This window comes from Bacteroidales bacterium, from assembly GCA_035647615.1.
Lineage (GTDB): Bacteria > Bacteroidota > Bacteroidia > Bacteroidales > 4484-276 > SABY01.
The window spans coordinates 20,733-45,313 of sequence record DASRND010000026.1; the positions used below are offsets into that span (position 1 = coordinate 20,733).

Annotated in this window: 13 protein-coding genes; 8 read left to right on the plus strand and 5 right to left on the minus strand. The window is 46.7% G+C overall.

Features of this window, described 5'->3' with window-relative positions:
• The first annotated feature begins 64 nt into the window (after positions 1-64).
• Complete coding sequence (locus VFC92_08550; GenBank protein HZK08237.1) at positions 65-1,186, plus strand: ROK family protein; 1,122 nt, start codon at positions 65-67, stop codon at positions 1,184-1,186.
• Positions 1,187-1,244: 58 nt separating this feature from the next.
• Positions 1,245-2,300 (plus strand): linear amide C-N hydrolase, encoded by a 1,056-nt coding sequence (locus VFC92_08555; protein HZK08238.1) that lies wholly within the window; start codon positions 1,245-1,247, stop codon positions 2,298-2,300.
• A 96-nt stretch (positions 2,301-2,396) separates the two neighbouring features.
• On the opposite strand, the gene VFC92_08560 is transcribed toward VFC92_08555, so the two are convergent.
• From VFC92_08560 to VFC92_08580, 5 genes are all read right to left on the minus strand, one after another.
• The gene (locus VFC92_08560) at positions 2,397-4,598 is read right to left on the minus strand and encodes a T9SS type A sorting domain-containing protein (protein ID HZK08239.1); all 2,202 of its coding nucleotides are present in this window, start codon (positions 4,596-4,598) and stop codon (positions 2,397-2,399) included.
• A 242-nt stretch (positions 4,599-4,840) separates the two neighbouring features.
• Complete coding sequence (locus tag VFC92_08565) at positions 4,841-8,377, minus strand: GEVED domain-containing protein (GenBank protein ID HZK08240.1); 3,537 nt, start codon at positions 8,375-8,377, stop codon at positions 4,841-4,843.
• Between the two features lie 50 nt (positions 8,378-8,427).
• On the minus strand, positions 8,428-11,382 hold the full coding sequence (locus VFC92_08570) for a M14 family zinc carboxypeptidase (protein HZK08241.1): 2,955 nt from the start codon (positions 11,380-11,382) through the stop codon (positions 8,428-8,430).
• 99 nt (positions 11,383-11,481) lie between these two features.
• The gene (locus tag VFC92_08575) at positions 11,482-15,066 is read right to left on the minus strand and encodes a M14 family zinc carboxypeptidase (GenBank protein ID HZK08242.1); all 3,585 of its coding nucleotides are present in this window, start codon (positions 15,064-15,066) and stop codon (positions 11,482-11,484) included.
• Between the two features lie 391 nt (positions 15,067-15,457).
• Positions 15,458-16,960 (minus strand): glutamine synthetase family protein, encoded by a 1,503-nt coding sequence (locus VFC92_08580; GenBank protein HZK08243.1) that lies wholly within the window; start codon positions 16,958-16,960, stop codon positions 15,458-15,460.
• Positions 16,961-17,224: 264 nt separating this feature from the next.
• Between VFC92_08580 and VFC92_08585 the strand changes: the two genes are divergently transcribed.
• The 6 genes from VFC92_08585 to cls all read left to right on the plus strand — a co-directional run bounded on the left by VFC92_08585 (position 17,225) and on the right by cls (position 24,567).
• The gene (locus tag VFC92_08585) at positions 17,225-18,865 is read left to right on the plus strand and encodes an indolepyruvate ferredoxin oxidoreductase subunit alpha (GenBank protein ID HZK08244.1); all 1,641 of its coding nucleotides are present in this window, start codon (positions 17,225-17,227) and stop codon (positions 18,863-18,865) included.
• A 12-nt stretch (positions 18,866-18,877) separates the two neighbouring features.
• Complete coding sequence (locus VFC92_08590) at positions 18,878-19,468, plus strand: indolepyruvate oxidoreductase subunit beta (protein ID HZK08245.1); 591 nt, start codon at positions 18,878-18,880, stop codon at positions 19,466-19,468.
• 179 nt (positions 19,469-19,647) lie between these two features.
• Positions 19,648-20,286: a DUF308 domain-containing protein gene (locus tag VFC92_08595; protein ID HZK08246.1), complete on the plus strand. Its 639-nt coding sequence runs from the start codon at positions 19,648-19,650 to the stop codon at positions 20,284-20,286.
• A 407-nt stretch (positions 20,287-20,693) separates the two neighbouring features.
• Positions 20,694-22,058 (plus strand): FAD-dependent oxidoreductase, encoded by a 1,365-nt coding sequence (locus VFC92_08600; protein HZK08247.1) that lies wholly within the window; start codon positions 20,694-20,696, stop codon positions 22,056-22,058.
• 42 nt (positions 22,059-22,100) lie between these two features.
• Positions 22,101-22,871 (plus strand): glucose 1-dehydrogenase, encoded by a 771-nt coding sequence (locus VFC92_08605; GenBank protein HZK08248.1) that lies wholly within the window; start codon positions 22,101-22,103, stop codon positions 22,869-22,871.
• Positions 22,872-23,112: 241 nt separating this feature from the next.
• Positions 23,113-24,567: a cardiolipin synthase gene (gene cls, locus VFC92_08610; protein HZK08249.1), complete on the plus strand. Its 1,455-nt coding sequence runs from the start codon at positions 23,113-23,115 to the stop codon at positions 24,565-24,567.
• Positions 24,568-24,581: the final 14 nt, after the last annotated feature.

The window sequence follows — 24,581 nt, forward strand, 5'->3', positions numbered from 1 at the left end:
GCCTAAACCATACTGTGGGGAGGTGATTTAAAATAAAATGATATTCCTGAAAAATTTAGAAAAGATGATACAATCCAACCTACACGACGAGAAAAGAATAGTGATGACGCTGGATGCCGGCGGAACGAATTTGGTTTTTTCGGCCATACAGGGCGGTGCCGAAGTGGTAGCACCCATCACACTTTCAGCACATGCCGACGCTTTGAACACGATCCTGCAGCGCATCATTCAGGGTTTTGAGGAGGTAAAAAACCTTCTTGATACTCCGCCGGTGGCCATCAGTTTTGCTTTTCCGGGGCCAGCCGATTATCTGCTGGGAATTATCGGAGATCTGGCGAATCTGCCACTGTTTCGTGGCGGCGTAGCCTTGGGCCCCATGCTCGAAGAGAAATTTGAAATTCCTGTTTTCATCAACAACGACGGTGACCTGTTTACATACGGTGAGGCCATCAGCGGCTTGCTGCCCGAAGTGAATGCCATGCTTGAGGAGAACAAAAACCCCAAACGTTATCACAACCTTTTGGGTGCCACTTTTGGAACCGGCTTTGGCGGCGGCATTGTGAGCAACGGACAGTTATTTTGTGGAGATAACTCGGCACAAGGCGAGATCAACCGCATCCGTAATAAAGTGCATCCTTTTTACAGCGCGGAAGAAAGTGTGAGCATTCGCGGCATTCGCAAAGCCTATGCCCGCGCTGCACGGCTCGACGAGGTGATAGTGCCTACGCCGCAATCGATTTTTGATATAGGAATGGGAAAGGTAGAAGGCAACCGCAAAGCTGCCGTCACGGCGTACCAGAAATTTGCCATCGCTGCCGGTGATTCACTGGCCAATGCAGCGACAATGGTGGATGGCATCATCGTTTTGGGTGGCGGAATCTCCGGTGCTCATCCTTTGTTCTTGCAGCATCTTGTTAGTGAGATGAACCGTAAGTTCGATACCCCTGGCGGCGGTCATCTCTCTCGCCTGGAAATACGGGTGTTTAACCTCGAAAATAAAAAAGATCTCCAGAAATTCCTTACCGGCGACAAGCAGGAGATACAGGTTCCATTCAGCGACAAAAAGATTACCTACGACCCGCTTAAGCGTATCGGGGTGGGAGTAAGCCGGCTGGGAACTTCACGCGCTACCTCCATCGGAGCCTACGCCTTTGCCCTTAGCCAGCTCGATAAGGCTGCTTTATGACAATGGTAAGTTGATTGAGAAATTGATCATTTTCTTTTTTAATACAAAAACGATAAAAATGATTGTGAAAAAGCTGTTGTTGTTGCTGTTGGTATCCTCTTTCGGATACGCTTCAGTGTTTGCCTGCACCACCTTTGTACTCAAAGCTGATAACGGCACCTTGGTTTTTGGGCGTAATTTCGACTTTCCGGCAGGTATGGGACATATCGAGATCAACCCGCGTGGTTTACAAAAAGTAGCTTTTGTGCGGCCGCCCGAAAAACCCCTTCAATGGGTTTCGAAATATGGCAGTGTTACATTTAACCAGATGGGTCGGGAATTTCCGTATGGTGGAATGAATGAGGCGGGTCTTGTGATAGAACAGATGTGGCTGGAGAAAGCCCAGTATCCGGAGCCCGATGCCCGTTACGGGCTTGCCGAGTTGCAATGGGTACAATATCAGCTTGATAATGCGGCCACGGTGCAACAGGTTATCCAGAGTGATAGTTTCCTGCGCATATCATATACTTCTGCCGCAACATTGCATTTTCTGGTTGCTGATAAGTCCGGAAGTATGGCCACCATCGAGTATCTGAATGGCACTATGACAGTGCATCAGGGGAGGGAGCTACCCTTCCCGGTACTGGCCAATTGCCCTTACGAGGTATCGTTGGATTATAAAAAGAATAAGGATACTGATAAGGAATATCCGCCCATGGTTCAAAATTCATCAGGACGTTTTTCTACCGCCGCAACCATGCTTTGGGATTATAAAAACCAAAACCCTGTTGCTTACAGCTTTTCTATCCTGGACAGTGTGTCACAAGAGGGTAGCACACAGTGGAGTATTGTGTATGATATTACAAAAGGTGAAATCCATTTCCGTACAATGGACAATCGCAACATCCGTAATTTAGAATTGGTAAATATCGACTTCGCGTGTGGCAATAATTGGCTTGTAGCTGATATCAATTCTGATGTGCAAAACCATCCTGTTTTTAAAACTTTTAGCGTAAGAGAAAACCTAAAACTGATACAGCAACTCGTATCAAAAGTGGAATTTCTACAGCAAATACCCGGTGAGGCGATTCATGCCATGGCTGGTTATCCGGAAAGCGTGATTTGCGATCAATAGTTTTCGAGGGTATTTCACCCCAAATAAAAAAGCCCTTGCATCGTCTGCAAAGGCTTATTTATCATATCTGCTTTGAATCAGTTTACTTTTAAATTTCTATTTCAGGATAAGCTTTTTGATGTAGGAAGTTTTCTCGTCTTTTATTTTCACAATATAGATTCCGCGAGGCAGATGGCTCAGATCGAGCTGAGCGTTTCCGGAGATGATTTGCTCGGTTTTTATTTCGCCCTGCGCATTGACTACCTGCACCTGGTAACTTTCGTTATTCCCTCTAAAGTTAACAATTCCGGTGGAAGGATTGGGATGAATCTGCACCAGCTCTTGCCCGTAGTCTGCCACTCCGGTCGAAGACATCTTCATGGTTTTCAGCATCGAAAGCCCATCATCAGTAAAATAACCGTCAGCGCAAGGCATCTGCTGATCGTATTCTACCAGCAGGGTCGAAATATTTCCCGTTTGCATATCAAATAATTTATACTGCATCTCTTCTCCCGCTGCAAATCCTTCGATTTCTGTGGAAGAAGGCTCATCGCCAAAAGCAGTAATGGCAACACTGTGCTGTTTATCGCCAATGCTGCTCAATCCGGCGCAAGTACCGTTGGCCGCAAATATGCCTACGATGCTTTCGGCGGGCAGTAGTTCCATCGCTTCTGTGCTAATAGCGATGGTATGTGTTGTGGCTGTGTTAACAGGATTTTCCCACGGAATATTTTCAAAATCGTGTACATAATGTTGTTGCACATTTGCAGTTTGTTTGAAGTTTTCGCCATCGCTGTAGGTAATGCTTGCTGCCGATGTCATCAACACAAAATAAGCCTTTCCGGGTTCGAGTACCTGCAGCGATTGTACACCTGCTGCCGGCCAATAGACCCTACTGCCTGCAACTTCTTTTACGATGGTAAGTTTATTCATTACCGGCGAAAACACTTCCGACAACAATACATTGGTTCCGCTGAGCACCGGAACGATGTTCCATCCCGCGGCCAGGTTGACGGTTGGATTGGTGAGCGGGCAGCCCAACATCGGCAGATACACATCCTGATCTACTTTAATTTTATAGCCTTTGGTTGGCGTCCATACCAGCATGTTGTTGATGCCGGCACCCGGGTAATACATCTTGGTCATGTCCTGCAATATCACTAAATGATCCAGGATGGGACTCATCACATTGGTAATAATTGATGATTTGGGAACCGTATAACTCGACAGGCCACTCCAGCCTTGTGGAATCAAAATCTGGTTATCCATTTTTCCTTGTAGTCCCTTGGCAATGTGCATTCCCAAAGGCATCCATTTATTATTCGTTTGTAATCCAGGGCCCGATATAAACGTTGGCGTTGCCGGAAATACTATGCCTCCCAAAGCATAAGAGTAAACTTTCCATCGCATGGTTTCTCCCCAAGCAAAGCCATCTTTTTCGGGGGTGTAGGTGTCGATGCCCATGGCGGACATAAATGCGTTGGAATGGTTAGACCATATACCACAGCCGCCACATTTCTCTTTTCCGTTATCATCGAGATAAAAAACACCAATGTAATCACCGGCCTGAATGACGTCTCCGCAAATGTTGGGTTGTGCTGTAACCTCAATAGATATAAAGGCTGGGTTGCCGGTATTAATAAATTCAAAATCGGGAGGTACCGGTTTATAATAATCTACACCCTGAAAATCTACATTTTCATGGCTGGAGTTAAGACTGTTAAAATCGATTTTATCAGGGATAAAATAGTGATTATTCAAAGTTGGTGATATGCTGTTCGTCCAGCAAGGTTTCTTCGTTATGCTGTACTCACCAAATTCATTGGTGACCACTTTTTTGGCCTCGCCCAGGTCGATGGATTTGTTGGCTATGGGTGTGCCGTCGGTGTAGGTAAAGGTTCCTGAAATCGTGAACACCTCGGTGTAGGTGTGAATAAAATCCTGGTTAAAGTAATTAGAGGTGATGTTGGTATAGCTGCGTTGGGGTGGGTCATAAGATTCGAAACCCTCACAATACACCGGAGTAACTGTACCCGACCAGTTGCGGGGCAATGTAATGGAATAGTAGCCGGTGTCATTGGTAACAACGGCGCCACCTTGAGGCTCAAAAATTACGGTAACTCCTTTAAATGGGGAGTTCCAGGCATTTCGAAACACCTTTCCTGAAATGGTTAGCTCGAAGCGCTCCTTTTGTAGAATGGTAGGATCGGTAACGGTGGCAGCATCGCCTTCCGGTGCCGCCGACAATTCGAGTGCTGCAGTTATAAAAGCCAGAGTAAACAGAACGTGCAGAAGTATGGTAATTGGTTTCCTTGTCATAATAAGATTTTTTTAAATATTTACTAGAGGCAAGTTTGTTAATTTTGAGTACAAATTTAAAAACATTTCCAAAGAAATGGAAGGATTATTAAGAAATAAAACAATGGATTCCACTCATAATTAATCCCTTTGGTGCGTGAAGTTACTATTGGTAAGCTTTACGGTAGAAATAAAAAAACTGCCCGCAGCCAAAAAAATTTCCTACGGACAGTTTTTTTTGTTAAAAAATTAACGTTTCCGATTTATTTTCGGATAACGACTTTCCGAATTAGATTGATGGCGTCGCCCTGAACGCTGATAAAATAAATGCCTTCAGGCTTGCTGTTTAAGTTTATATCAATTGTCTTACTACCATTCACCACCACGTTGTTGAGCGCGTAAATTTCACTTCCCAGTGTGCTGAACATGCGCAAATCTACCGGCTGGCTGTTGCGCGATTTGATAACAACCTGAAAGTTACCTGCGGATGGATTGGGGAAAACGCTCACTGACCATTGGTCTTCGAGTTCAGAAATACCAATGCAGGCATCGAAGGTAATCGTTATGGCGTCGCTGTTGACACAGGTAAAGACATCAGTAACTTCTACCCAGATTTCTTTTTCACCCAATCCTACGCCGGTGCTGTCGACCTGAATGGTTTGTGTGGTTTCTCCGGTCGACCAAAGATATGTGGCACCGGGGTTGCCAGCATCGAGAATAATGAAATGGTTGGCGCAGATGGTATCGTTTGGTCCCAGATCTACTGTGGGGAGTTCGTGCATAGTCACGTTCAGCGGCTCAGACATTTCACCTTCACCGCAGTTGTTTATGGCAGATACCATCAGGGTAACATCACCGCTGAAATTTTCGTCCCAGGTTAGTATAGCGGTAAGGCCATTGTTTTCGAGCGCTCCTGCTTCAGCAGGATACATGTCCCAAATGTAGTCTGTGGCGCCAATAATACCAGTGGTGGCAAAAACAGTTTGTACTTCGCCCATACATGCCGAGGTAGCTCCCACCGGAGTGGCCGGTGCGCTGGGAGCAAAGTTCACAACTACCATTACCTGTCCATCGATGTTGGATGTGCCATCGGATACTTCCACAAAATAGGTGGTGGTTTCGGAGGGAGAAACAACGGGGTTCTCAAGCGTCGAAGTAAATCCTGCGGGCTGTGAGGTCCACAGGTAGCTGTAAGTGCCTGTTCCGCCGGTTACATTGGCATCGAGTTCACTGGTTTCGCCTTCGCAAATGGTTGATGGATTTGCAGCCACATTGAGTGCCATCGGAAATCCTTCGCCAACGTTCAACGTTACCGGAACATCAAGTTCAAGTACATCGGGGTCGTTGCTTTCAATTTTTACGTTACCGTAATAGGTTCCCTGTTCCAGGTCTGTTGCGTCAAACAGCACTGCTATTGTCTGCGTGTTGCCCGGAGCAATGGTATCAGTAATTCTTTCAACGAGCATCCATCCCGAAACATTTATGGTATAGTCTTCTACTTCGCCATAGCTTGAGTTGCCGCAAGGGTTAGGAGCTGAAGAATAGGTCATCCTGACGCGCATCCGCTTTTCGCCACTCTGGGTTCCCTGTGGAACGGTAATTTGGCCGGTAAAGGTTTGTCCCCCTCCATTGCTCGTCAATACGAACTCTTCGTCACTACCCGTTTCAAACTCAAGATTGCTGTTCCAGTCAACCCATACGGTGACCTTATCGCTCGACCAGGCATTGCCGTTGGTAACTACGATGCTCTCGCTGGCACCCACTTCGAGGTCGGTACTTTGATCGGTGTAGTCAGCTACACCTGCCTGCCAGCTGCTGCTGTTGTCGATTTCGCCAAAGCTTACTTTGGAAATGTACTCATCCTGGTAGGTGGTTGAAGCCGGACAATAATCGCGTCCGCGGATGGGCTCGGTGGAGGAGGATACATCGTAAATCAAATTCAATTGGCCGGTATTTTCTACTGTGATATATCTGGTAGAAGTGCCCAGCAGCGGGAGGTTCTCGACGATTGCGGCTGGTTCCACAGCAATGTGTGCATCGCCCCATTGTGCCGTTGCCGACGGTCCTGATGATTCGCCTTCAGAGTGCATGGCGGTAACTTTGTATTTAAAAATGCCATAGTCAGGCAAGTTGTCGGTAAAAGTGAAATCTTCGGTTGTTCCTACTTCAAAACCATTGCGGTAAACGATAAAATATTCGAATGTAGAAATGGGTTCAAAAGTCCATTGCAGATCTACCGCGCCGCTTTCAAAAGTCACTGCTGCAGTAAGGTTGGCCGGACGTGCCAGGCTGTTGGTTTCGTATGGCGAGGTGTAGGACATGGTGACGCCGTTGCGGTTGTCGGTCCATACCGGATATACACGGCCATCGCGGGCAGAAATGCCCAGATAATCACCCATGTATCCACCGGCCAGGCCAGGGATGGGTGAAGGAGTAAAGTCGGTGTCGCTTACGCGGAAATCTTCCCAGGTGTCGCCACCATCAAAAGAGTTGGCACACCACACTTCACATTTATTGCCACCCACATTGCGGTCGTCATAAAAAATTACACTTAGTGCACCGGTTATCGGGTCGCAGGTAATCCAGGGGAAATAATGCTCATATCCCTGGCCCATTGCATCCTGATTCACACGGATTGGTTCCGACCAGGTTGCTCCTTCGTCGGTAGAGCGGATCATGTAAATATCGATATCATTGCCCGTGTTAACGCCGGGGACGCCAATGTTTGTCCATACGATATAAAGGGCGCCGTCACCGCTGATGTCGCAGGCCATGGATGGGAATGAGTTAACGCGGTGGTTCTTGCTGGTTTCGGAGATACGGATGCCGCGAATGTTGCTGATGATGCGGGTAGCGGGCAGATAGGTTGCTCCTCCGTCGAGGGATTTGGCAAAGCCCATGGATTTTTCGTCGGTGGGCCAGCCATCATAGATTGCCCATAACACATACACTTGCCCGTCAGGCCCTGTCTGGATATTGACACCCTGGTTATGACTTCCGGCGTTTACCTGCGAACTGATGTTAATGGCACCCGAGTAGCTGATACCGTGATTTGTCGAGCGTGCAATCTCAATTTCCGAATCGTTGGAGCCGCCAAAGTCGGTCCATGCCGAATAAAGATATCCCTGGTAAGGGCTGGTGGGACTGTTGTCGATCCACATGTGGTTTTTGTCGAGTAGTGAGGAGCCGGCGCCGGCATCTACCAGCACAGCAGTCCAGGTCTCGCCATCATCGGAGTAAGAAACCCCCTGCCCGCCATTGCTGTGGATATATCCCACATATTGGCGTCCGGTGAGGCTGATGGCTGTAGTCGGGTCGCCGGAGTTGGCTCCGCCGGCTCCGAGTAATGAGCCACCCCAGGTAGCGCCAAAGTCGTAAGAAAAGAAATAGTTGGCGCCATACAATTGGCCTACAGGATTCTGCGTGGAGTTGTTCGATTGTAATACGTGTTCAGGATCGGTAGGGTTTACGAATACAGAGTTCTCACTTTGGGTGGAGTTTTCGGTTGTTACAGGCACGTCTGGTGAATCGTCGCGCCAAACACTTTTAGCAGCAATGCGGCTGCCTTTGTAGATACCGCGCGGCACTTCCCGGTGTGGTTCTACCGGCGTCAGACCCAGTTCGGCGACTTTGCGCCAATAGCGCATATTATCAACACGTGTGTCGAGGACGTCGTAAGGATAGTATTTTCCATCCTTGTAGAGTCCGCTTCCTGTTTTCTCTCCCTTGTCCTGTCCATAGCTGGCTATCGACAATACAAATAGCGAAATAATAAATAGGATCGTTGTAGTTTTTTTCATTTTGAATACGAGTGTTTGTGGTGAGTTTACTTGTGAATTGATTTATATAATTATTTGCTGATGATCAATTTGCGAACCTCTGAGAGATTATCATTGTAAAATTCCAGCAAATACATTCCATTTTTCAATGAAGCGACATCAAGGGTGATGCTTTCGCTGTTGTTTGAATGTTCCTGTTGTAACATTAGTTTTCCGGTGACGGAGAAAATCTTGATGGTTGCTATTCCCGATGTCATCGTCGGCATAGTAATCATCAAATGATCGGAAGCGGGATTTGGCGTAATGCTAAAGCTGCCGGCAGAGGCCTCATTTATCGAGGTACAATCTTCTACTGTAACCACAAATTCATCCGAGAAATCGCCATAGCCACAATCGTTCAAGCCGCGCACTTTCAGGGTTGCCGTAGCAAAATATTCAGTCGACCAGTGTATGGTAATTTCGTTATCTGCCACTTCTTCTATTGTTCCGGCTTCGGCAGGAGTGAGTACCCATTCATAGCTCAAGGCATCGGCAATGGGTTGGCAGCTGTAGGGGTAGAGATATCCGGCGCAAACTGGCGTTTCGCCGCTCAGGCCATCGGCCATAGCAGGCAACGGGAGTATGGTGAGCAGCAGATTGTCAGCATCGCTGTTGCCCTGGCTATCGGCAGCCGTAAGGGTAAGCGTAACATTTCCTGTGTTAATATCCGCAGTACCCGGCGTATAGATAGCCTGCAGGCTTTGAATGTTGTTAAAGGTTCCGTCGCCGGAAGTAGTCCAGATTATGGTTTCGTAATAGCTGGCTGTACCGTTGCATTGGTAAGTTTCGCTTTCGCAGATTTCGCCGTTGGCGCCTGCATTGGCATTAACGGTGGCCGCAGGTGGAAACTCGATGTAATCGATCCACCCGCAATCGCTGCCCGAAGCTACATACATGTCTTTTTCGTAAGACCATTTAAAAGTGTGTGTTCCGGCCGTTACATTATAAGAATACGGTGCCCAATCCTGCTGTCCCGACCACGAATCTTTCAATTGATTATCGATATAAAACTTCAGTAAATCATATCCCGACTCCGAAGATACTTTGCGATAAAAAGAAACGGTGCCTCCGGTGGCCACATCCATGGTGTAAATCATCTGTGAAGAGCTGTTGTTGCCAATGCTCCCTGAGCGTGCTGAATTTTGGCCATCCCACGAAACGTTATTATCAATAACCCAGTTGGCGTTTCCTCCAAAAGTCCAGTTCGGTCCAAAGCTGCCTTCTTCAAAACTAATGGCAAAGCTTTCTGTCAGTTCGAAGTTTACAATATTGTTGTCGGGAGTGATTGTCACTTCCTGTATGACGGTGGCATAATCCTGCGCCCAAACTTTGATGGTGTAGGTATTTTCGAAAACTTCCGGAATGCTGTAGGATCCATCCGAACCTGTAATTACAGGTTCCAAAGGTGTGTTGAAGATAGTAATGGTAGCACCCTCGATGGGTTCGCCATTGTCGGTGTCGGTAACTGTTCCTGATAAAGAAATAACTTGTGCGGGCACCAGTTGCACATCCAGGATGGTTTGCCCGTTGCTGGTGATGGCAACATTATTAAAAGTTTGCGAGATATATCCGAAAGCCGAAAAGGTCACGGTATAGCTATTATTCATCAACATGCGGTAATAGGCGCCAAAAGCAGCATTGCTCATGTAGGGCATACGGAACAAACCAGTGTTGTCGATTTCTGTAATAAACACTTCTGCCTCTACGGGATCACCAGTGGTAGCATTGGTTATATGTCCTGTCAACGTAGAATAGTTGATGCGGTTGAGCAGGATCATAGCAGCGTTTATATTGTCCTGGGTAATCTGATACACCTGATTGGCTGGCGGGATAAATTGTGTTCCCAGTTCGACGGTATAGCCAAATATTCCGTGTTGCCCATACGCCCAGTCGTCGGTTCCGCCGGCGGCTGGATAAAGCTGCCAGGAGGACTGTGGTGTATAATGTCCGCCCGAGATGCCAGGAATTGCATTACCTATCATGGTGGCCAGATTACCAATTGCAGCATCGTCGGGACCTGCTGCTCCGGTAGTATATCCGTAAGGCCACAACACCAGTTCGCTGTAGGTATGGTAAGAGATGCCTGCTACAAAATGACGCTCAGCCATCAGGTCGCGAATTGCCTGTAGCTCTGGCTCAGAGAAAGCTTCCGGGCCGCAGTAGGTTTCATTGCCCGGATCAAAAGATGTACCTTCGGTGCCCCATTGCCAGCCGTAGTTGCGGTTGGGGTCTACACCGTCAGGATAACTATTCCAATTGCCTTGTGTCACGGTTCCATTGCCGTCGTTGTCGCGAATGTTCTTGCGCCAGTTCATGTCTATTTGATTCAGCACTATTTCATGGCCATCGGGATTAACGATGGGTACAAACCAAATCTCTTTGCTGTTCACATTTGCGGTAATCTCCGGGTCGGTGCCGTAATTATCGATAATATGATTTAAAACATACATGGCTACTTCGGTGCTCAGTGGTTCGCGGGCATGGTGCGCTCCAAAATAATAAACGGCAGGCTCGTCTTCGTCCAGCTCCACGTTGTCCGACACCTTCATGGCCCAAATGTCGTGCTGGTATGCGCTGTAGTTGCCATAGCCTTCGTTGTAGTAAACTTTGCCGTGGCTGTCGCCGATGTCGATCAACTTGCAGATGTCGGGATGGTCGGCAGCAATTTGCTGCAGCTCCTGAAGCGTTTCGGCATACGTACGATATCCGGCGATGTCGTCAACATTTCCCAGGTTGGCAGCCATTTCAGCTTCGGTGCTTACCACCTTCACATCATAACCTTGTTGTAGAAATGTTTCCACTTCAGTTTCCCAAACTACCAGGTCAAGATATTTTCCGGGTACAAATGACGCCACATCGTAATCTGCATTATTAAAAGTTTTAACCGTCATCGGGTCAGGATTGTTGAATCGGATGACCACGTGTTGCTGAGCCTGAACGAAAAGCGTAAGCGTGAGCGCAAAGAGCAGTGAGAAAAGATATTTCATTTTCGTAAAGTTTAAAGTTGAGTTTACAAAAGATAAAAGGAAAACATCGGCTTACGCCAAATGTCTTCCTTTGAAATAACCTGTTATTATCCAAAAGGTTTACTGATGGATTACTATTTTTTTAATGACATTCAATGTGTTAGCTGTGATGTGCAAATAATAAACCCCTGCCGGAAGCAGGCCAGGATCGATGGTGAGGTCGGTGTCTTCATTGCGCAAAGCTGCTCTGTTTTCAAACACAATATTTCCATTTACATCCATCATCTTTAGCGAAATCTCCTGCTCATTGATGGCAGGCAACGATAGCGTAAAAGCTCCTTTGGCAGGGTTGGGTCTGATTTGTATTTTTTCGGCTATAGCCGGATTATAAATACCTTCGCACACATCCACATACACCACAAAATCCTCCGACCATTCGCCTTCACCACAAGGGTTGCCGCCTCTCACATTTAGTGTAGCGTTGCCATTATAGGTTTCGCTAAACATAATCACAGTGGGATTCATCTGTTCGTTATTAATAATTGTACCGGCTTCGGCAGGTACAATTGTCCATTCGTAAAAATCAGCAGCAGCTATCTCTTCTGCAGTAAATTCATAAATGTGGTTTTGGCAAACTATGTCAGGCCCGATAATGTTGCCGGCAGCGGCGGGCAGCGGTTCTATCTCCACCTGCAGCGGTGTGCTCATAGCGCTTTGGCCACACAAATTAATACCGGCTACCATAATTTCGACCATGCCGGCAAAACTGGCGTTCCAGTCCACTGTTATTTCCGGGCCATTTTGTGTAAACGTTCCGGCAGCGGCGGGTACCATTTGCCATTCCCAGTCAGTGCTGTTTTCGGGGTTGGTAAAATAGATGCAGTCGGGAGCGTCCTGGCACATGAGGGCGAGGCCATCGGGAGTAACCGGAACTTGTGGGTCATCAAAAACCCAGATATAGTCCAGAGCTGTGAAGCTGTCGCTGTTGGTGCCGTTACTTACTATGAGCGTAACGTCATAAAATCCACCACTATTATAAACTACAACAGGATTTTCGTCGGTGGAAGTGGCGGGAGTTCCACCCGGAAAACTCCAATCCCAACTGGTTGGATTGCCAATTGAAATATCAGAAAAATGAACTTCGGTGCCGTGGCAAACAATGGTTTCGTCGCAGGTAAATCCCGCCTCCAATGGTTCTGGTATTTCTCCGCCTACTATAATGGTGTAATCTTCTACTTCACCATAGCTCATCGAGCCGCAAGGAACCGGATCGCTGCTATAGCTCATCCTTATGCGCATGCGATAGTTGCCCGGAGGAGTAGCTTCGGGTACCGAAATAGTGCCAGTGAATGAAGCACCGCCACCACTACTGGTAAGAACAAACTTTTCGTCACCACCGTCAAACTCAAAGTTCATATTCCAATCCACCCAGCAGGTAACTTTATCCGACGACCAGGCGTTGCCATTGGTAACGGTAATGGCTTCGGAGTCACCCGCGTCAATGGTGGTGGTGATATCTGTAAAGTTGGCCACGCCACCCTGCCATCCGCTGGTGTTGTTGATTTCGCCGCACACCACTTTGGAGATGTATTCGTCCTGGTTGCTGGTGGAAGCCTCGCAGTAATCGGGAAATTCAATTGTGATATATTTTGTGTTGGGATCCACGTTGGCGCCCTGATAGTTGAAGTTGATGGTGGAAACGTGGCCTGCAGGAGCCGATGCTGCTGCTGACACGCTGTAGGTCGCGGTAGCGCTCTCGTTTATGGCGAGGGTGCCAAACGACTGTGGCGCGGTGGTGAGAATGGTCAGGTATTGATCTCCGGTTGTAAAAGTTCCGGTGAGGTCAATGCCTGCCTCGGTTCCCACATTCTTAATGGTTACAATAAAATCGGCTGTCTCGCCGGGTTCAAGGATCCCGTTGTTGTTGCCGCCGGAATCGTTTATCACGTATCCTTCCATAATGATATAAGGGCCGGTAATTGAGCTAAGCGCCTGCATGGCATCCAGGTCGAAGCCGGCGCCGTTTTGGTTAGCGGTGCCATCGCCATCGTCGAGTATTTTAAAATAACGTGCTTCAGAAATGTTGCAGTTGGCAAAGTCGAATTCTGAAGTTCCGGTGCCTGTTCCCATGCTGTGCCACGGACCGTCCATGCTTTCGCCGGCATATAAAGTGAAACCCTCGGGGGTAGCGTCGCCTTCAAAAACCATGATATCAGGGCCGGGGCCATCAAAGATTACACTCTGCATATCAAGCACAATCCAACCTGCTTTGCCCAGCGAATAGTACAAGTTGTCGGGTTGTCCGATTACATTCCATGTGAGCCCCGGGTCAGCGGAGTTGTTGTTGGGGATGCGCGAGCTGATAACTTTGTAAATGCTTTGGTGCTGTAGCGCATCCATTTCGATATCCACTACAGTAGTATTCATTGCGCTTACGCTGATTCCGGTAACGAGCTTGTCGGCATAGCCATTGGCTTTCACCAAAATATTGTAGGTGCCTGCCAGCACATATTTATGAAAATCGCCTACTCCGGGGCCGGTGTATGCGGGAAGCAAATTATTAACAAAAACAGTGGCCGTCACCGGTTCGCCGGTAATAGCGTCGGTAATAGTACCGCTCATGCCATAGCCGGCATGCTCTATAATTGCAAGCATAGCAGGTTTGTTGTAGTTGTAATAAGTCATGATCTGCGATACAGGAGGTTGTTTGCTGTACGATATTTCCATCGACCAGCTAATGCTTCCCATAGCTCCGTAGTTGCCATCTTTGGTGCTTCCGTTTATGGGATACATGCCTGTGTTTCCTTGTCCATATTCCATATTGGCATAGCCCGATTCGGTGGAATACAACGCTGCAAGATGATCGATGTGGGTATAATCCGGTGGCTGGCTGGCGCGATAGCTCCAGGGGTAGGAAACATATTCGGTGCCGCTGTGATAGGTGGTGTGTACCACAAACTGGTTGCTATACGAGCAATCTCTTAGCGATTTCGATTCCACCTGCGAGAAGGCGCCGGTGCTGCCGCCCTCTGCATTCCACATGTAGCCCCAGTCGCGGTTCAGGTCTATACCATTGTTGTTGTATCGCGTCATACCCACGCGTCCATCGGGATTTACCATCAGATAAAGCCAGATCTCGCGTGTGTCGACAAGTCCGGTGATGTAAGGATCGTTGCCGTAAGCCAGGCATAGGTCGCGCGCAAAGCGAATGACGTTTTCAGGCCCGCCGATTTCGTCGCCGTGGATGCCGGCGTCGAACATAATCTCAGGTTGGCCTTCGTCGATGGCGGAGTTGTCGCTGATTTTGAGCGCTGCCAGTTGGCGGCCACCCAGCGAAGTTCCAAAAATGTGTTTGGTACAAATGTCTGGAAAATTTGCAGCCAGGCTATCCGCCAGGTCGATGATTTCCTGGTAGCTGTGATAGGCTTCGTCGGTTTCCCAGAAATGGGCGTAGTACTCACTCAGGTTTCCGATGAGTATCTCCGGTGTAAATCCAGCCTGCTCAAGCTGCAAGCGTTCTTCGGGGGTAACATACAGACGGGCGTGATCGCGATAAACATCGCCGTTGAGTTGAAGCGCCTGTAATCGGGCAGCTTCTGCAGGCGATGATAATTCTACTTTTATTTCCATCTCACCCTTGCGCCATTGGGCGTAACCAGGAGTGAGGAGCATGACAGCAAGTAATCCAAGTAAAAAATGTTTCATTGTATTTATTGTTTTTAAAATCAGGTGATCCGTTTCTTCAATGCTTTTTTGTTAACCTTTTTTAACGGTTGCTAAAGTATTATTATTTTAGACAATCAATAAAAGCCATGATGTGGATTATTACCCGACAATGAGCGAAATCCGGAGTTTTCGGGATGGATAGAAATGAATGTAATGGAGTGGGAAAAATTTATTTTTATAACGAAAAAAACCTCCTGCCGGGTGATGCGGCAAGGAGGTTTCGAATATTGATGTATGTCCTTTCAGGTCTAAATTCCAAAATCCAAAAAAATCCCAAAACTCAAATAGATTCGATTATTTTAAAAATTTAGTTGCGATTTACTAATTGTGATTTGCTAACTGTGATTTGTCCTTTGTCTTTTGCTCCAGCTTATCCGCAATGAAAAAATTTCTCAACCAGATCGAGTATGGCTTGCGGATCGCCGGCAATTTGCTCCCTCAGGTGGGCGTCGGCGTATTTGCGCAAGCGGGCGATGAGGCTATTGAGCAGCGACTCAGGGAACACGTTTCCTTCGGTATAAATCGCCGCCTGCTGCTGCAGCATGTTGGCCGATTCGGCGCACGACACGGGAAGCTGTTTTAGCTTTTTCACCAAATCCTGGTGTTCTTCGTGGAAAATGTTGACATCCACATAAGTTTTGGCTGCATATTCCAGATTGTTTTCCATTTCGAAACCATGTCGTGCTGCTACTACCAGTCCGGCCAGCAAAAGGAATACATCGGCAGAGCCGTCGGGGCAGCGAAACTCAACAGTTTGCCTGTCTTTGTTCAGATGATCGGTGTTTTTCTGCTGCGGGTTGGCATGCAGATACATGTCGTTATTTCCTGTCCATCCCAGCGGCACACGCACCAGTACCGAGCGGTTGCGGTCGCCCCAGCAAATGTTGGTAGGTGCTTCCTGGTGCGGCACAAGCCTGAAATAAGATGTAGGGTTCATGTTGCCAAAAGCAGTGAGCGAAGGAGCAAGATCAAGATAGCCGGCGATGGCTTTTTTGGCAGCGTCGCTTAGCTTTCCATTTTCTATCATCTGGCTTACGCCATCCTTCATCAGTTTGGTATGGATGTGCATACCGCTGCCGGCTTTGCCAATCGTAATCTTGGGAGAAAAAGTCACCATTAGGCCGTAATGATGTGCCAGCGTTCGGATAATCCACTTTGCCACCAGCAACTGATGGGCTGCTTCTATCACGGGGCACGGCAAAAACTCCAGCTCATTTTGCTCGTAAAGTTTATTGCCAATCGTAAAATTGCCCACTTCGCTGTGGCCATATTTTAGCATTCCGCCAGCTTGCGCAATAGCAAGCATTACCTCATGCCTGAAAGCATCCGATTTGTTGAAAGGCGACGACTCGTGATAGCCACGCTGATCGACGGCTTCATACAAAGGGTCGTTGTCGGAGATGATATAAAACTCGAGCTCGCCCATGGCATGGAATTCATAGCCGGTTTTTTCTTTGAGCAGGTCGTGCGCTTTTTTCAGGATATATTCCGGAGCGCTTTCGAGTGGGTTACCATTTTTATCGTAATAACCACATAATATGTCGAGTGTAGGAATCTCGTTGAAAGGATTTACAAAAGCAGTCTTGTATTGTGGGATCACATAAAGATCGCTGGATCCTGGTTCGATATGAGAGAAGAGGCTGCTGCCGTCGATGCGTTCGCCCATGGTGAGCACATCCAGCAGGTGGTCGCGGTTGTTGATGACAAAAGTGAGGGTTTTCAGGCGTCCGTCTTCACCGGCATAGCGCAGGTTGAGCATCTCTATGTGGTGGTCTTCGATGTACAAAACCAAATCTTCGCGGGTAAACTCTTCGGGTAGCTTGCTCAGATACTCCACCAAAGGGTTGGGATTCATCAGGATCTTATTTTTCATTACTTCTCAAATTATTATTATGAATAACTTTTTAGGCGGGCGTCAAAAGTAAATAAATTACTTTCTGGTACCAGCGAAAATATCGATACGGATAAAATACAGCGAAGGGTTTTGTTAGGTTACAGATAGGAAAGGGTTTTCAATAAGGCTTTCTGTTAGGAGTTGAAAGATCAAAAACCTCAAAAATGAATAATTTTGCAGCTCATTCCATCTGACTTGAAGTCGAGAGGGATGATTATCACGAATAGAAAAAAATTAAACGTTATGCAAAAGATGTTATTATTAGGTGCTGAGGCCATTGCGCAAGCAGCCATCGACGCCGGAATATCGGCGGTGTTTTCCTATCCGGGCACGCCGTCCACTGAAATTACAGAATACGTTCAGGCTTCCCGTGAAGCCCGCGATAATAAAGTTGTTGCATCCTGGACAGCCAACGAAAAGACAGCTATGGAAGCTGCTTTGGGCGTTTCCTATGTTGGCAAGCGTACCATGACGTGCATGAAGCATGTGGGCTTGAATGTAGCTGCCGACGCCTTTGTAAATGCCGGTGTTACCGGAGCCAACGGCGGTCTGCTTGTGGTTTCTGCCGACGACCCGTCGATGCACTCCTCGCAAAACGAACAAGACTCGCGTTTTTTCGGCAAGTTTGCCATGATTCCTACCCTGGAACCTTCCAACCAACAGGAAGCATACGACATGGTTTTTTATGGTTTGGATTTATCCGAAAAGCTGCATACGCCTGTGTTGTTGCGCATCACTACGCGCCTGGCGCATTCGCGTGCCGGCGTGGTTCGTAAAGCTTCCCGCGAACAAAACGAAATACGTTTGCCCAGCGACCCGAAGCAGTTTATCCTGTTGCCGGCCATTGCCCGCAAGCGTTACAAAGGTCTGCTGGCAAATCAGGCACACTTTATCAATGAGTCCGAAACATCCGGTTACAACCGTTACATCGATGGTTCCGATCATTCGTTGGGCATTATTGCCAGCGGCATTGCCTACAATTATTTACTCGAAAATTTTGCTGGCCAGGAGGTTCCTTATCCTGTGCTGAAGATTAACCAATATCCTGTTTCGCGCACATTAATAGCAAAACTTGAGGCCGCCTGCAAGACTATTCTGGTGCTCGAAGAAGGGGCGCCGGTTATCGAGGAGATGCTGAAAGGATATCTTTCAAAAAACCTAAATGTAAAAGGCCGGCTCGATGGAACAGTTCCGCGCGATGGTGAACTAAATCCAAACGTGGTGGCACGTGCACTAGGTCGTGAAGATACTTACGGTCAGGATGTCCCCGAGCTTGTCGTGGGTCGCCCGCCTTCGATGTGTGCAGGTTGTGGCCATATTGATACCTACAACGCACTGAATGGTGCAATGGAAAATTATAGCAAAGGGCGCGTCTTTTCAGATATTGGTTGCTATACCCTCGGAGCGTTGGCACCTTTCAACGCCATCAACTCCTGTGTGGATATGGGTGCTTCCATCACCATGGCCAAAGGAGCTGCTGATGTTGGCTTTTCGCCGTCCATTGCTGTCATCGGCGATTCTACTTTTACCCATTCCGGCATGACCGGCTTGCTCGATGTTGTCAACAACAACTCCAACGTTACCGTTATTATCAACGATAACTCCACTACCGGCATGACCGGCGGACAGAAATCGGCTGCCACCGGAAAAATTGAAGATATCTGTCGTGGTATCGGTATTCCTGACGAACATCTCCGTTTGATTACGCCGCTGAGAAAGAACCACGACGAAAACGTGCAGGTACTTCTCGAAGAGCTGCAGTACGAAGGTCCTTCGGTGATAATATCACGGCGTGAGTGCATTCAAACACTAAACAAGCGCATGCGTCAAAAGGCCGCAGAAAAAGCCAAAGAAGCCGAACAACAAAAGGCATCACAACAATAAAATAAACAGAACATGAAAAAAGACATTATTCTGGCAGGTGTCGGTGGACAAGGAATTTTATCGATAGCAGCTTGTATCGGACTTGCTGCAGTGGATAATGGTTTGTTTCTAAAACAGGCCGAAGTACACGGCATGAGCCAACGTGGCGGCGCCGTGCAATCCAACCTGCGCCTGAGCGATAAGGTAATAGCCTCCGATCTGATCCCTTATGGACAGGCCGACCTGATCATCTCGATAGAACCACTCGAGTCGTTGCGTTATCTGCCGTGGCTCCACCGCGACGGTTGGGTCATCACCAGCTCCAACGCCTTTGTTAATATTCCCAACTATCCCGAGAAGGAAGCTGTTGAAGCTGAAATTAGAAGGATAAAAAACCATATCTTCATCGACGCTGAAGCCATCGCCAAAGAGCTGGGCTCCATAAGATCGGCAAATATGGTGATGCTGGGTGCAGCAGTTCCATTTCTTGAATTACCATTCGAACAAATCGAAAAAGCCATCACCAAACTCTTTGGAAACAAAGGTGCAGCAGTTGTTGAGCTTAACCAACAGGCAATGAAAGCCGGCTTCGAGTTTACCAACCGCGAGTTGGCAAAAGTGTAGTGAGCGGTAAGAGATAAGCGGTGAGTAGTGAGAGATGAGCGGTGAGCGGGAAACTGCTGATTTGGTTAGCTCTGGTGGCTATAATGCCAGGATTGTCGAAAACTTAAGCTATGTTTGTGGGGTATGATTTTTCGTGAAAACATTCATAACTAAATATTCACATCTTAATTTAAAAACTTATGGAACCTATCTTTTTAAAATCGTTGAAAAAAGCCATTCGGCACTGGTACATTCCCTTAATAGTAGGATTGCTATTTATAATAGTAAGTGTAGTAGTCTTTGTCTCTCCGGCAAGTTCGCTTCTTGCACTGGCCATTTTCTTCAGCCTTTCTTTATTGTTTGGAGGCCTTTCCGAAATTATATTTTCAGTGGCTAACCGCGACCAGATAGAGAACTGGGGCTGGTCTCTGGCTTTTGGTATCGTTACTCTAGTAGTGGGTGTTTTGTTGTTTCTAAACCCGGGTCTTTCTTTAGATGTGCTGGCTTTTTATGTAGGGTTTGTTATCCTGTTCCGTTCCATAGGAGCCATCAGCTTTTCGATGGACGTAAAAAAATATGGCGGTCCCAATTGGGGTTGGTTGTTGGCATTTGGTATTCTTGGTACCATAGCCTCTTTCATTCTCATTTGGAACCCTCTTTTTGCCGGATTGAGTGTGGTTATTCTCATTGCGCTGAGCTTTTTATTTACAGGGCTTTTTAGCATTTGTTTCTCATTTCAGTTGCGCAAGCTGCACAAAAAATCGAAAGTGCTTTCGGCAAAATTACAGACGCGGTTCGAGGAACTCCAGGAAGCTATCCGCGAAGAGTGGAGTGATTAATTTCAGAGCTCTTGATCCAGCGTAATTATCATGTCGCGATTTGTAGATTTCCTCATACAAATTTACTACGCAAATTTTCCAGTAGAAATAACACAAGATATTAGGGATTAGGTGTGGGAGGTTTGGGCGCAGCGTCCAAACCTCCCACACCTTTTTGTTTATGCTGGTCGTGTCATTTCGATGCCGCACATTTGGTAAGAAATTATTCTGCAACAATGCGATTTATCACTAAGCATCTATAACTTTTTCGAAAAAACTATCAGGTTAGCAGGCCTGATTTTTCGTTATCGAAATCTTACAATTTTTGATAATCTTTAAAGTATCTACATTTCTGCATTTGATGTCTTGCTTTTATAACCCTAACAAGATACTTTTGCAGGTTCTTTTTAATAAATAATCACATAATTATGGAAAAAATCAATGTTTTAATTATTGGAGGCGGAGCATCCGGACTCCAGGCCGCTATAACCGCAAAAACGAACTACCCTGACAAATCAGTGGTGGTGGTAAGAAAAGAGGAAAAAGTTTTGGTTCCTTGCGGAATTCCCTACATCTTCGGTTCGTTGCATACAAGCGACAAAAATGTTATGCCCGACAAAATGCTGACCGATATTGGAGTGGAAATAAAGATTGCAGAAGTGGAGCTTGTTGATAAAGAAAACAACATTGTTACTTTATCAAATAACGAGAAGATTTACTTTGAAAAAATAATTTTCGCAACTGGTTCAATCCCTACAAAACCAAAATGGCTCAAAGGTGCTGATTTGGAAAACGTTTTCACGATTCCAAAAAATAAAAAGTATCTCGATGAGATGTACACCCGATTGAAGCCTTTGAAAAAAGTCATCACCATCGGTGCCGGCTTTATTGGCGTAGAGATGTCGGATGAAATGAACAAGGCAGGGTGGGATGTTACGCTGATAGAAATCGCGCCTTCTATATTAGCCAGAGCTTTTGATAAGGAATTTGGCGACAAAGCCGAAGACTTGTTAAAATCGCGTGGTGTGAAAGTTATTACTGGCAAAGGGGTAAAAGAAATTGTTGGTAAAGAAGGAAAAGTTAAAAAGATCATCTTGACCACCGGTGAAGAGCTCGAAGCTGATGCAGTTGTTCTTTCGATGGGCTATGTTCCAAATACTGAATTGGCCAAAAAATCCGGTATCGAATTAAACGAATACGGATTTATCAAAACGTGTGAATACATGCGTGTTCATAATTGCTCCAGCGATTTCTTTGCTGTTGGCGATTGCGCCGAAAAAAGAGATTTCTTAACAGGAAAACTAAACACTACAATGCTCGCATCTACCGCCTGTGCCGAAGCCAGAGTAGCCGGCATGAGTTTATACGGATTAAGTCCTTGTAAATCATTTGGCGGAACCATTGCAATTTATGATACTGCCATCGGCGATACTGCATTTGGTACTGCAGGTGTTACCGAAACGAAAGCCAACGAGGACGACTTCAGTGTAATTGTTGGGAGCTTTACAGGAATGGACAGGCATCCCGGCACCCTCGAGGGCATGCACGAACAAACTGTAAAATTAATCGTGGCTTCCGATTGCGGTATGATCATCGGTGGTGAAGTTTACGGCGGCTGTAGTGTTGGGGAATTAACCAACTCTATTGGTTTTTTAATTCAAAGCCACACGAACATAAAGTCGTTGCTAACGGCACAAATTGGTACTCATCCGTTGCTTACGGGTTCTCCAGCAGCTTATCCGTTGATTAAAGCCGCTGAAATTGTAGCAAAAAAATTAAAACGCCGGTTCTAAATTCAATCCACTGAACGATAGCGGTTTTAAAAGGCAAGCACTATGAAATTTGATGCATTATTTGACCTTGCAGGAAAAACCGCTATCGTTACCGGTGGTGCCAACGGGATAGGCAAGGCTGCTGCGATGCTTTTAGCCAAAGCCGGTGCCAATATTGCCATAGCTGATTTTAAACCGGAAGACGCTGAAACGGCCGCCCGGGAAATCCGGGAGCTGGGCGTGAAAGCCATTGCAGTTCGCTGTAATGTGTTGAAAGATGAAGATTTGGTTAATCTGGTGGAGACCACCGTTGCAGAACTTGGTAGCATACATATTTTGATAAGCAATGCCGGTGGCGGCGGTGGCAATAGTGAAAACCCGTTTAAAATTTCTGTAGAGGAATTTATGCGGGTTTTTAATTTAAACGTTTTTAGTGCATGGCGCTTATGCCAGCTATGTGTGCCCCACATGAAGAAAGCGGGCTACGGCTCCATCGTAATTACCACTTCGATGGCGAGCATCGATAAAAGCCCAAACATGAGCGCTTATGCGGCCTCCAAGGCATCGGTTAATCACATGGTAGCAAATCTTGCCCATGATTTTGGTCCTGAAGTGAGGATAAATGCCGTAGGTCCGGGGGCAACCCGAACTGCTGCTTTGGAAAGCGTTTTAACGTCGGAGATTGAAGCTAAAATGCTGGCCAACACACCCATCAGACGTTTGGGTACGCCCGATGATATCGCCGGCGCAATGCTATATTTTGCTTCGCCGGTCTCAGAGTGGGTGAGTGGCCAAACCTTATTTGTAAACGGTGGCGGCGAACAAACCTTATAAATATTATCTACCTTTTTTTACTTTACTACCGTACTTTACTAATAAATATCATACGACAATAAAACATCCGCCGGAAGTCGGAGTAATCATCACAGATAAATCTCAATGAGTAAAATCGTTACGAATGTTTTAATTTTGTTTTTTTGGAATTTATTTGTCATTTGACCTTTGGAATTTATTTTTCTCTTGTAGAAGTATCGACTTTATGGACAAAAAAAATTAGGAGGGTTTTAGGTAAAGCATGAATTGGTTATTAACCATCGAAATTATTTATTTTGCCATCGTGCTCCTGGTCATTATGCGGGTGCTCTACGATACGCGAAGCGGTGCCAAAGCTCTGGCCTACATTCTTTTTATTATCCTGTTGCCGGGGATCGGCATGTTATTCTATTTTTCTTTTGGTGTTAATTACCGAAAGCATAAATTGTACAGCAAGAAAATAGTAGAAAATGAGGTGTCGCTACAAAAAATCAGGACATACCTTCGTAATCATACAGAGCAGATGTTGCAGTCAGAACGCATTTCTGCTGATCACAACACATTGGCACGTTTTATTTCCAATTCAACCAATAGTCCGCTCACCGGCAACGGTTCCGTTAAGTTGCTTTTGAATGGAGAGGAGAAATTTCCGGAAGTGTTGAGAGCGCTGCAGGGCGCAACGTCGCACATCCATCTCGAATATTATATTTATGAAAATGATGAAACCGGAAATTCCATTGCAGATGTTTTGATAGATAAAGCCAGGCAGGGTGTAGAAGTGCGTTTCATGTACGATGATTTTGGTAGCCATGGACTGGGCAAGAAGTTTATCAAAAGGCTGGAGGATGCCGGCGTGGAGACGGCGCCTTTTTATAAAATAAAATGGTACGCCCTGGCCAGCCGCCTCAACTATCGCAACCACCGGAAAATTATCGTTATCGATGGTAGGAGATCCTTCATTGGCGGCATAAATATAAGCGATAAATATAGGAACGATACAAAAGCCAAAGACGGCCTCTATTGGCGTGACACCCACCTGATGATTGATGGTCCGGCGACCTTTTATCTGCAATATCTTTTTATTTGCGACTGGAATTTTTGTAGTGAACGGAAACTAAATTTCGGAGCAGCCTATTTCAACTTGCCCCCCCGTCTAAAAGAAACACCCCTCACGCTCTTGCAGATTGTACCTTCAGGCCCCGATTCTACCTTGCCGGTCATTTTCTACTCTTTGATGCAGTCCATCGCTTCGGCGCGGCAAAGTATATCTATTACCAGCCCCTATTTTATCCCGGGCGACAGCCTCATGGATGCCCTGATTATTTCCGCCAAAAGCGGTGTTGGGATAAAGATTCTGGTTCCGGGCATTTCTGATTCCAAAATGGTGAATGCTGCTGCCCGTTCGTATTATACGGAGCTGCTGCGGCACGGGGTGCGGATATTTACCTATCAAAAAGGTTTTGTGCATGCCAAGACCATGATCGTCGATCATCATCTGGCCGTGGTAGGCACCGCCAATATGGACTATCGGAGTTTCGACCTCAACTTCGAGGTGAATGCCATGTTGTACAGCGAAGACATCGCCCGGCAATTGCAGGAAGCCTTCGACGATGACCTAAAGTTTTCGACAGAGATTAATGCCATCGACTGGCTGAACAGGCCGGCTTACGTTTTTCTGTGGGAAAAGCTGGTGCGTCTGCTCTCTCCGTTGTTGTAAAGTGCGCCACTTTA

Bases quoted from the DNA above. Each gene is read 5' to 3' on its own strand.
- VFC92_08555 (HZK08238.1), top strand. From the start codon at position 1,245: ATGATTGTGAAAAAGCTGTTGTTGTTGCTGTTGGTATCCTCTTTCGGA.
- VFC92_08580 (HZK08243.1), bottom strand. From the start codon at position 16,960: ATGAAAAATAAGATCCTGATGAATCCCAACCCTTTGGTGGAGTATCTG.
- VFC92_08590 (HZK08245.1), top strand. From the start codon at position 18,878: ATGAAAAAAGACATTATTCTGGCAGGTGTCGGTGGACAAGGAATTTTA.
- VFC92_08550 (HZK08237.1), top strand. From the start codon at position 65: ATGATACAATCCAACCTACACGACGAGAAAAGAATAGTGATGACGCTG.
- VFC92_08575 (HZK08242.1), bottom strand. From the start codon at position 15,066: ATGAAACATTTTTTACTTGGATTACTTGCTGTCATGCTCCTCACTCCT.
- VFC92_08565 (HZK08240.1), bottom strand. From the start codon at position 8,377: ATGAAAAAAACTACAACGATCCTATTTATTATTTCGCTATTTGTATTG.
- VFC92_08570 (HZK08241.1), bottom strand. From the start codon at position 11,382: ATGAAATATCTTTTCTCACTGCTCTTTGCGCTCACGCTTACGCTTTTC.
- VFC92_08605 (HZK08248.1), top strand. From the start codon at position 22,101: ATGAAATTTGATGCATTATTTGACCTTGCAGGAAAAACCGCTATCGTT.
- VFC92_08595 (HZK08246.1), top strand. From the start codon at position 19,648: ATGGAACCTATCTTTTTAAAATCGTTGAAAAAAGCCATTCGGCACTGG.
- cls (HZK08249.1), top strand. From the start codon at position 23,113: ATGAATTGGTTATTAACCATCGAAATTATTTATTTTGCCATCGTGCTC.
- VFC92_08560 (HZK08239.1), bottom strand. From the start codon at position 4,598: ATGACAAGGAAACCAATTACCATACTTCTGCACGTTCTGTTTACTCTG.
- VFC92_08585 (HZK08244.1), top strand. From the start codon at position 17,225: ATGCAAAAGATGTTATTATTAGGTGCTGAGGCCATTGCGCAAGCAGCC.
- VFC92_08600 (HZK08247.1), top strand. From the start codon at position 20,694: ATGGAAAAAATCAATGTTTTAATTATTGGAGGCGGAGCATCCGGACTC.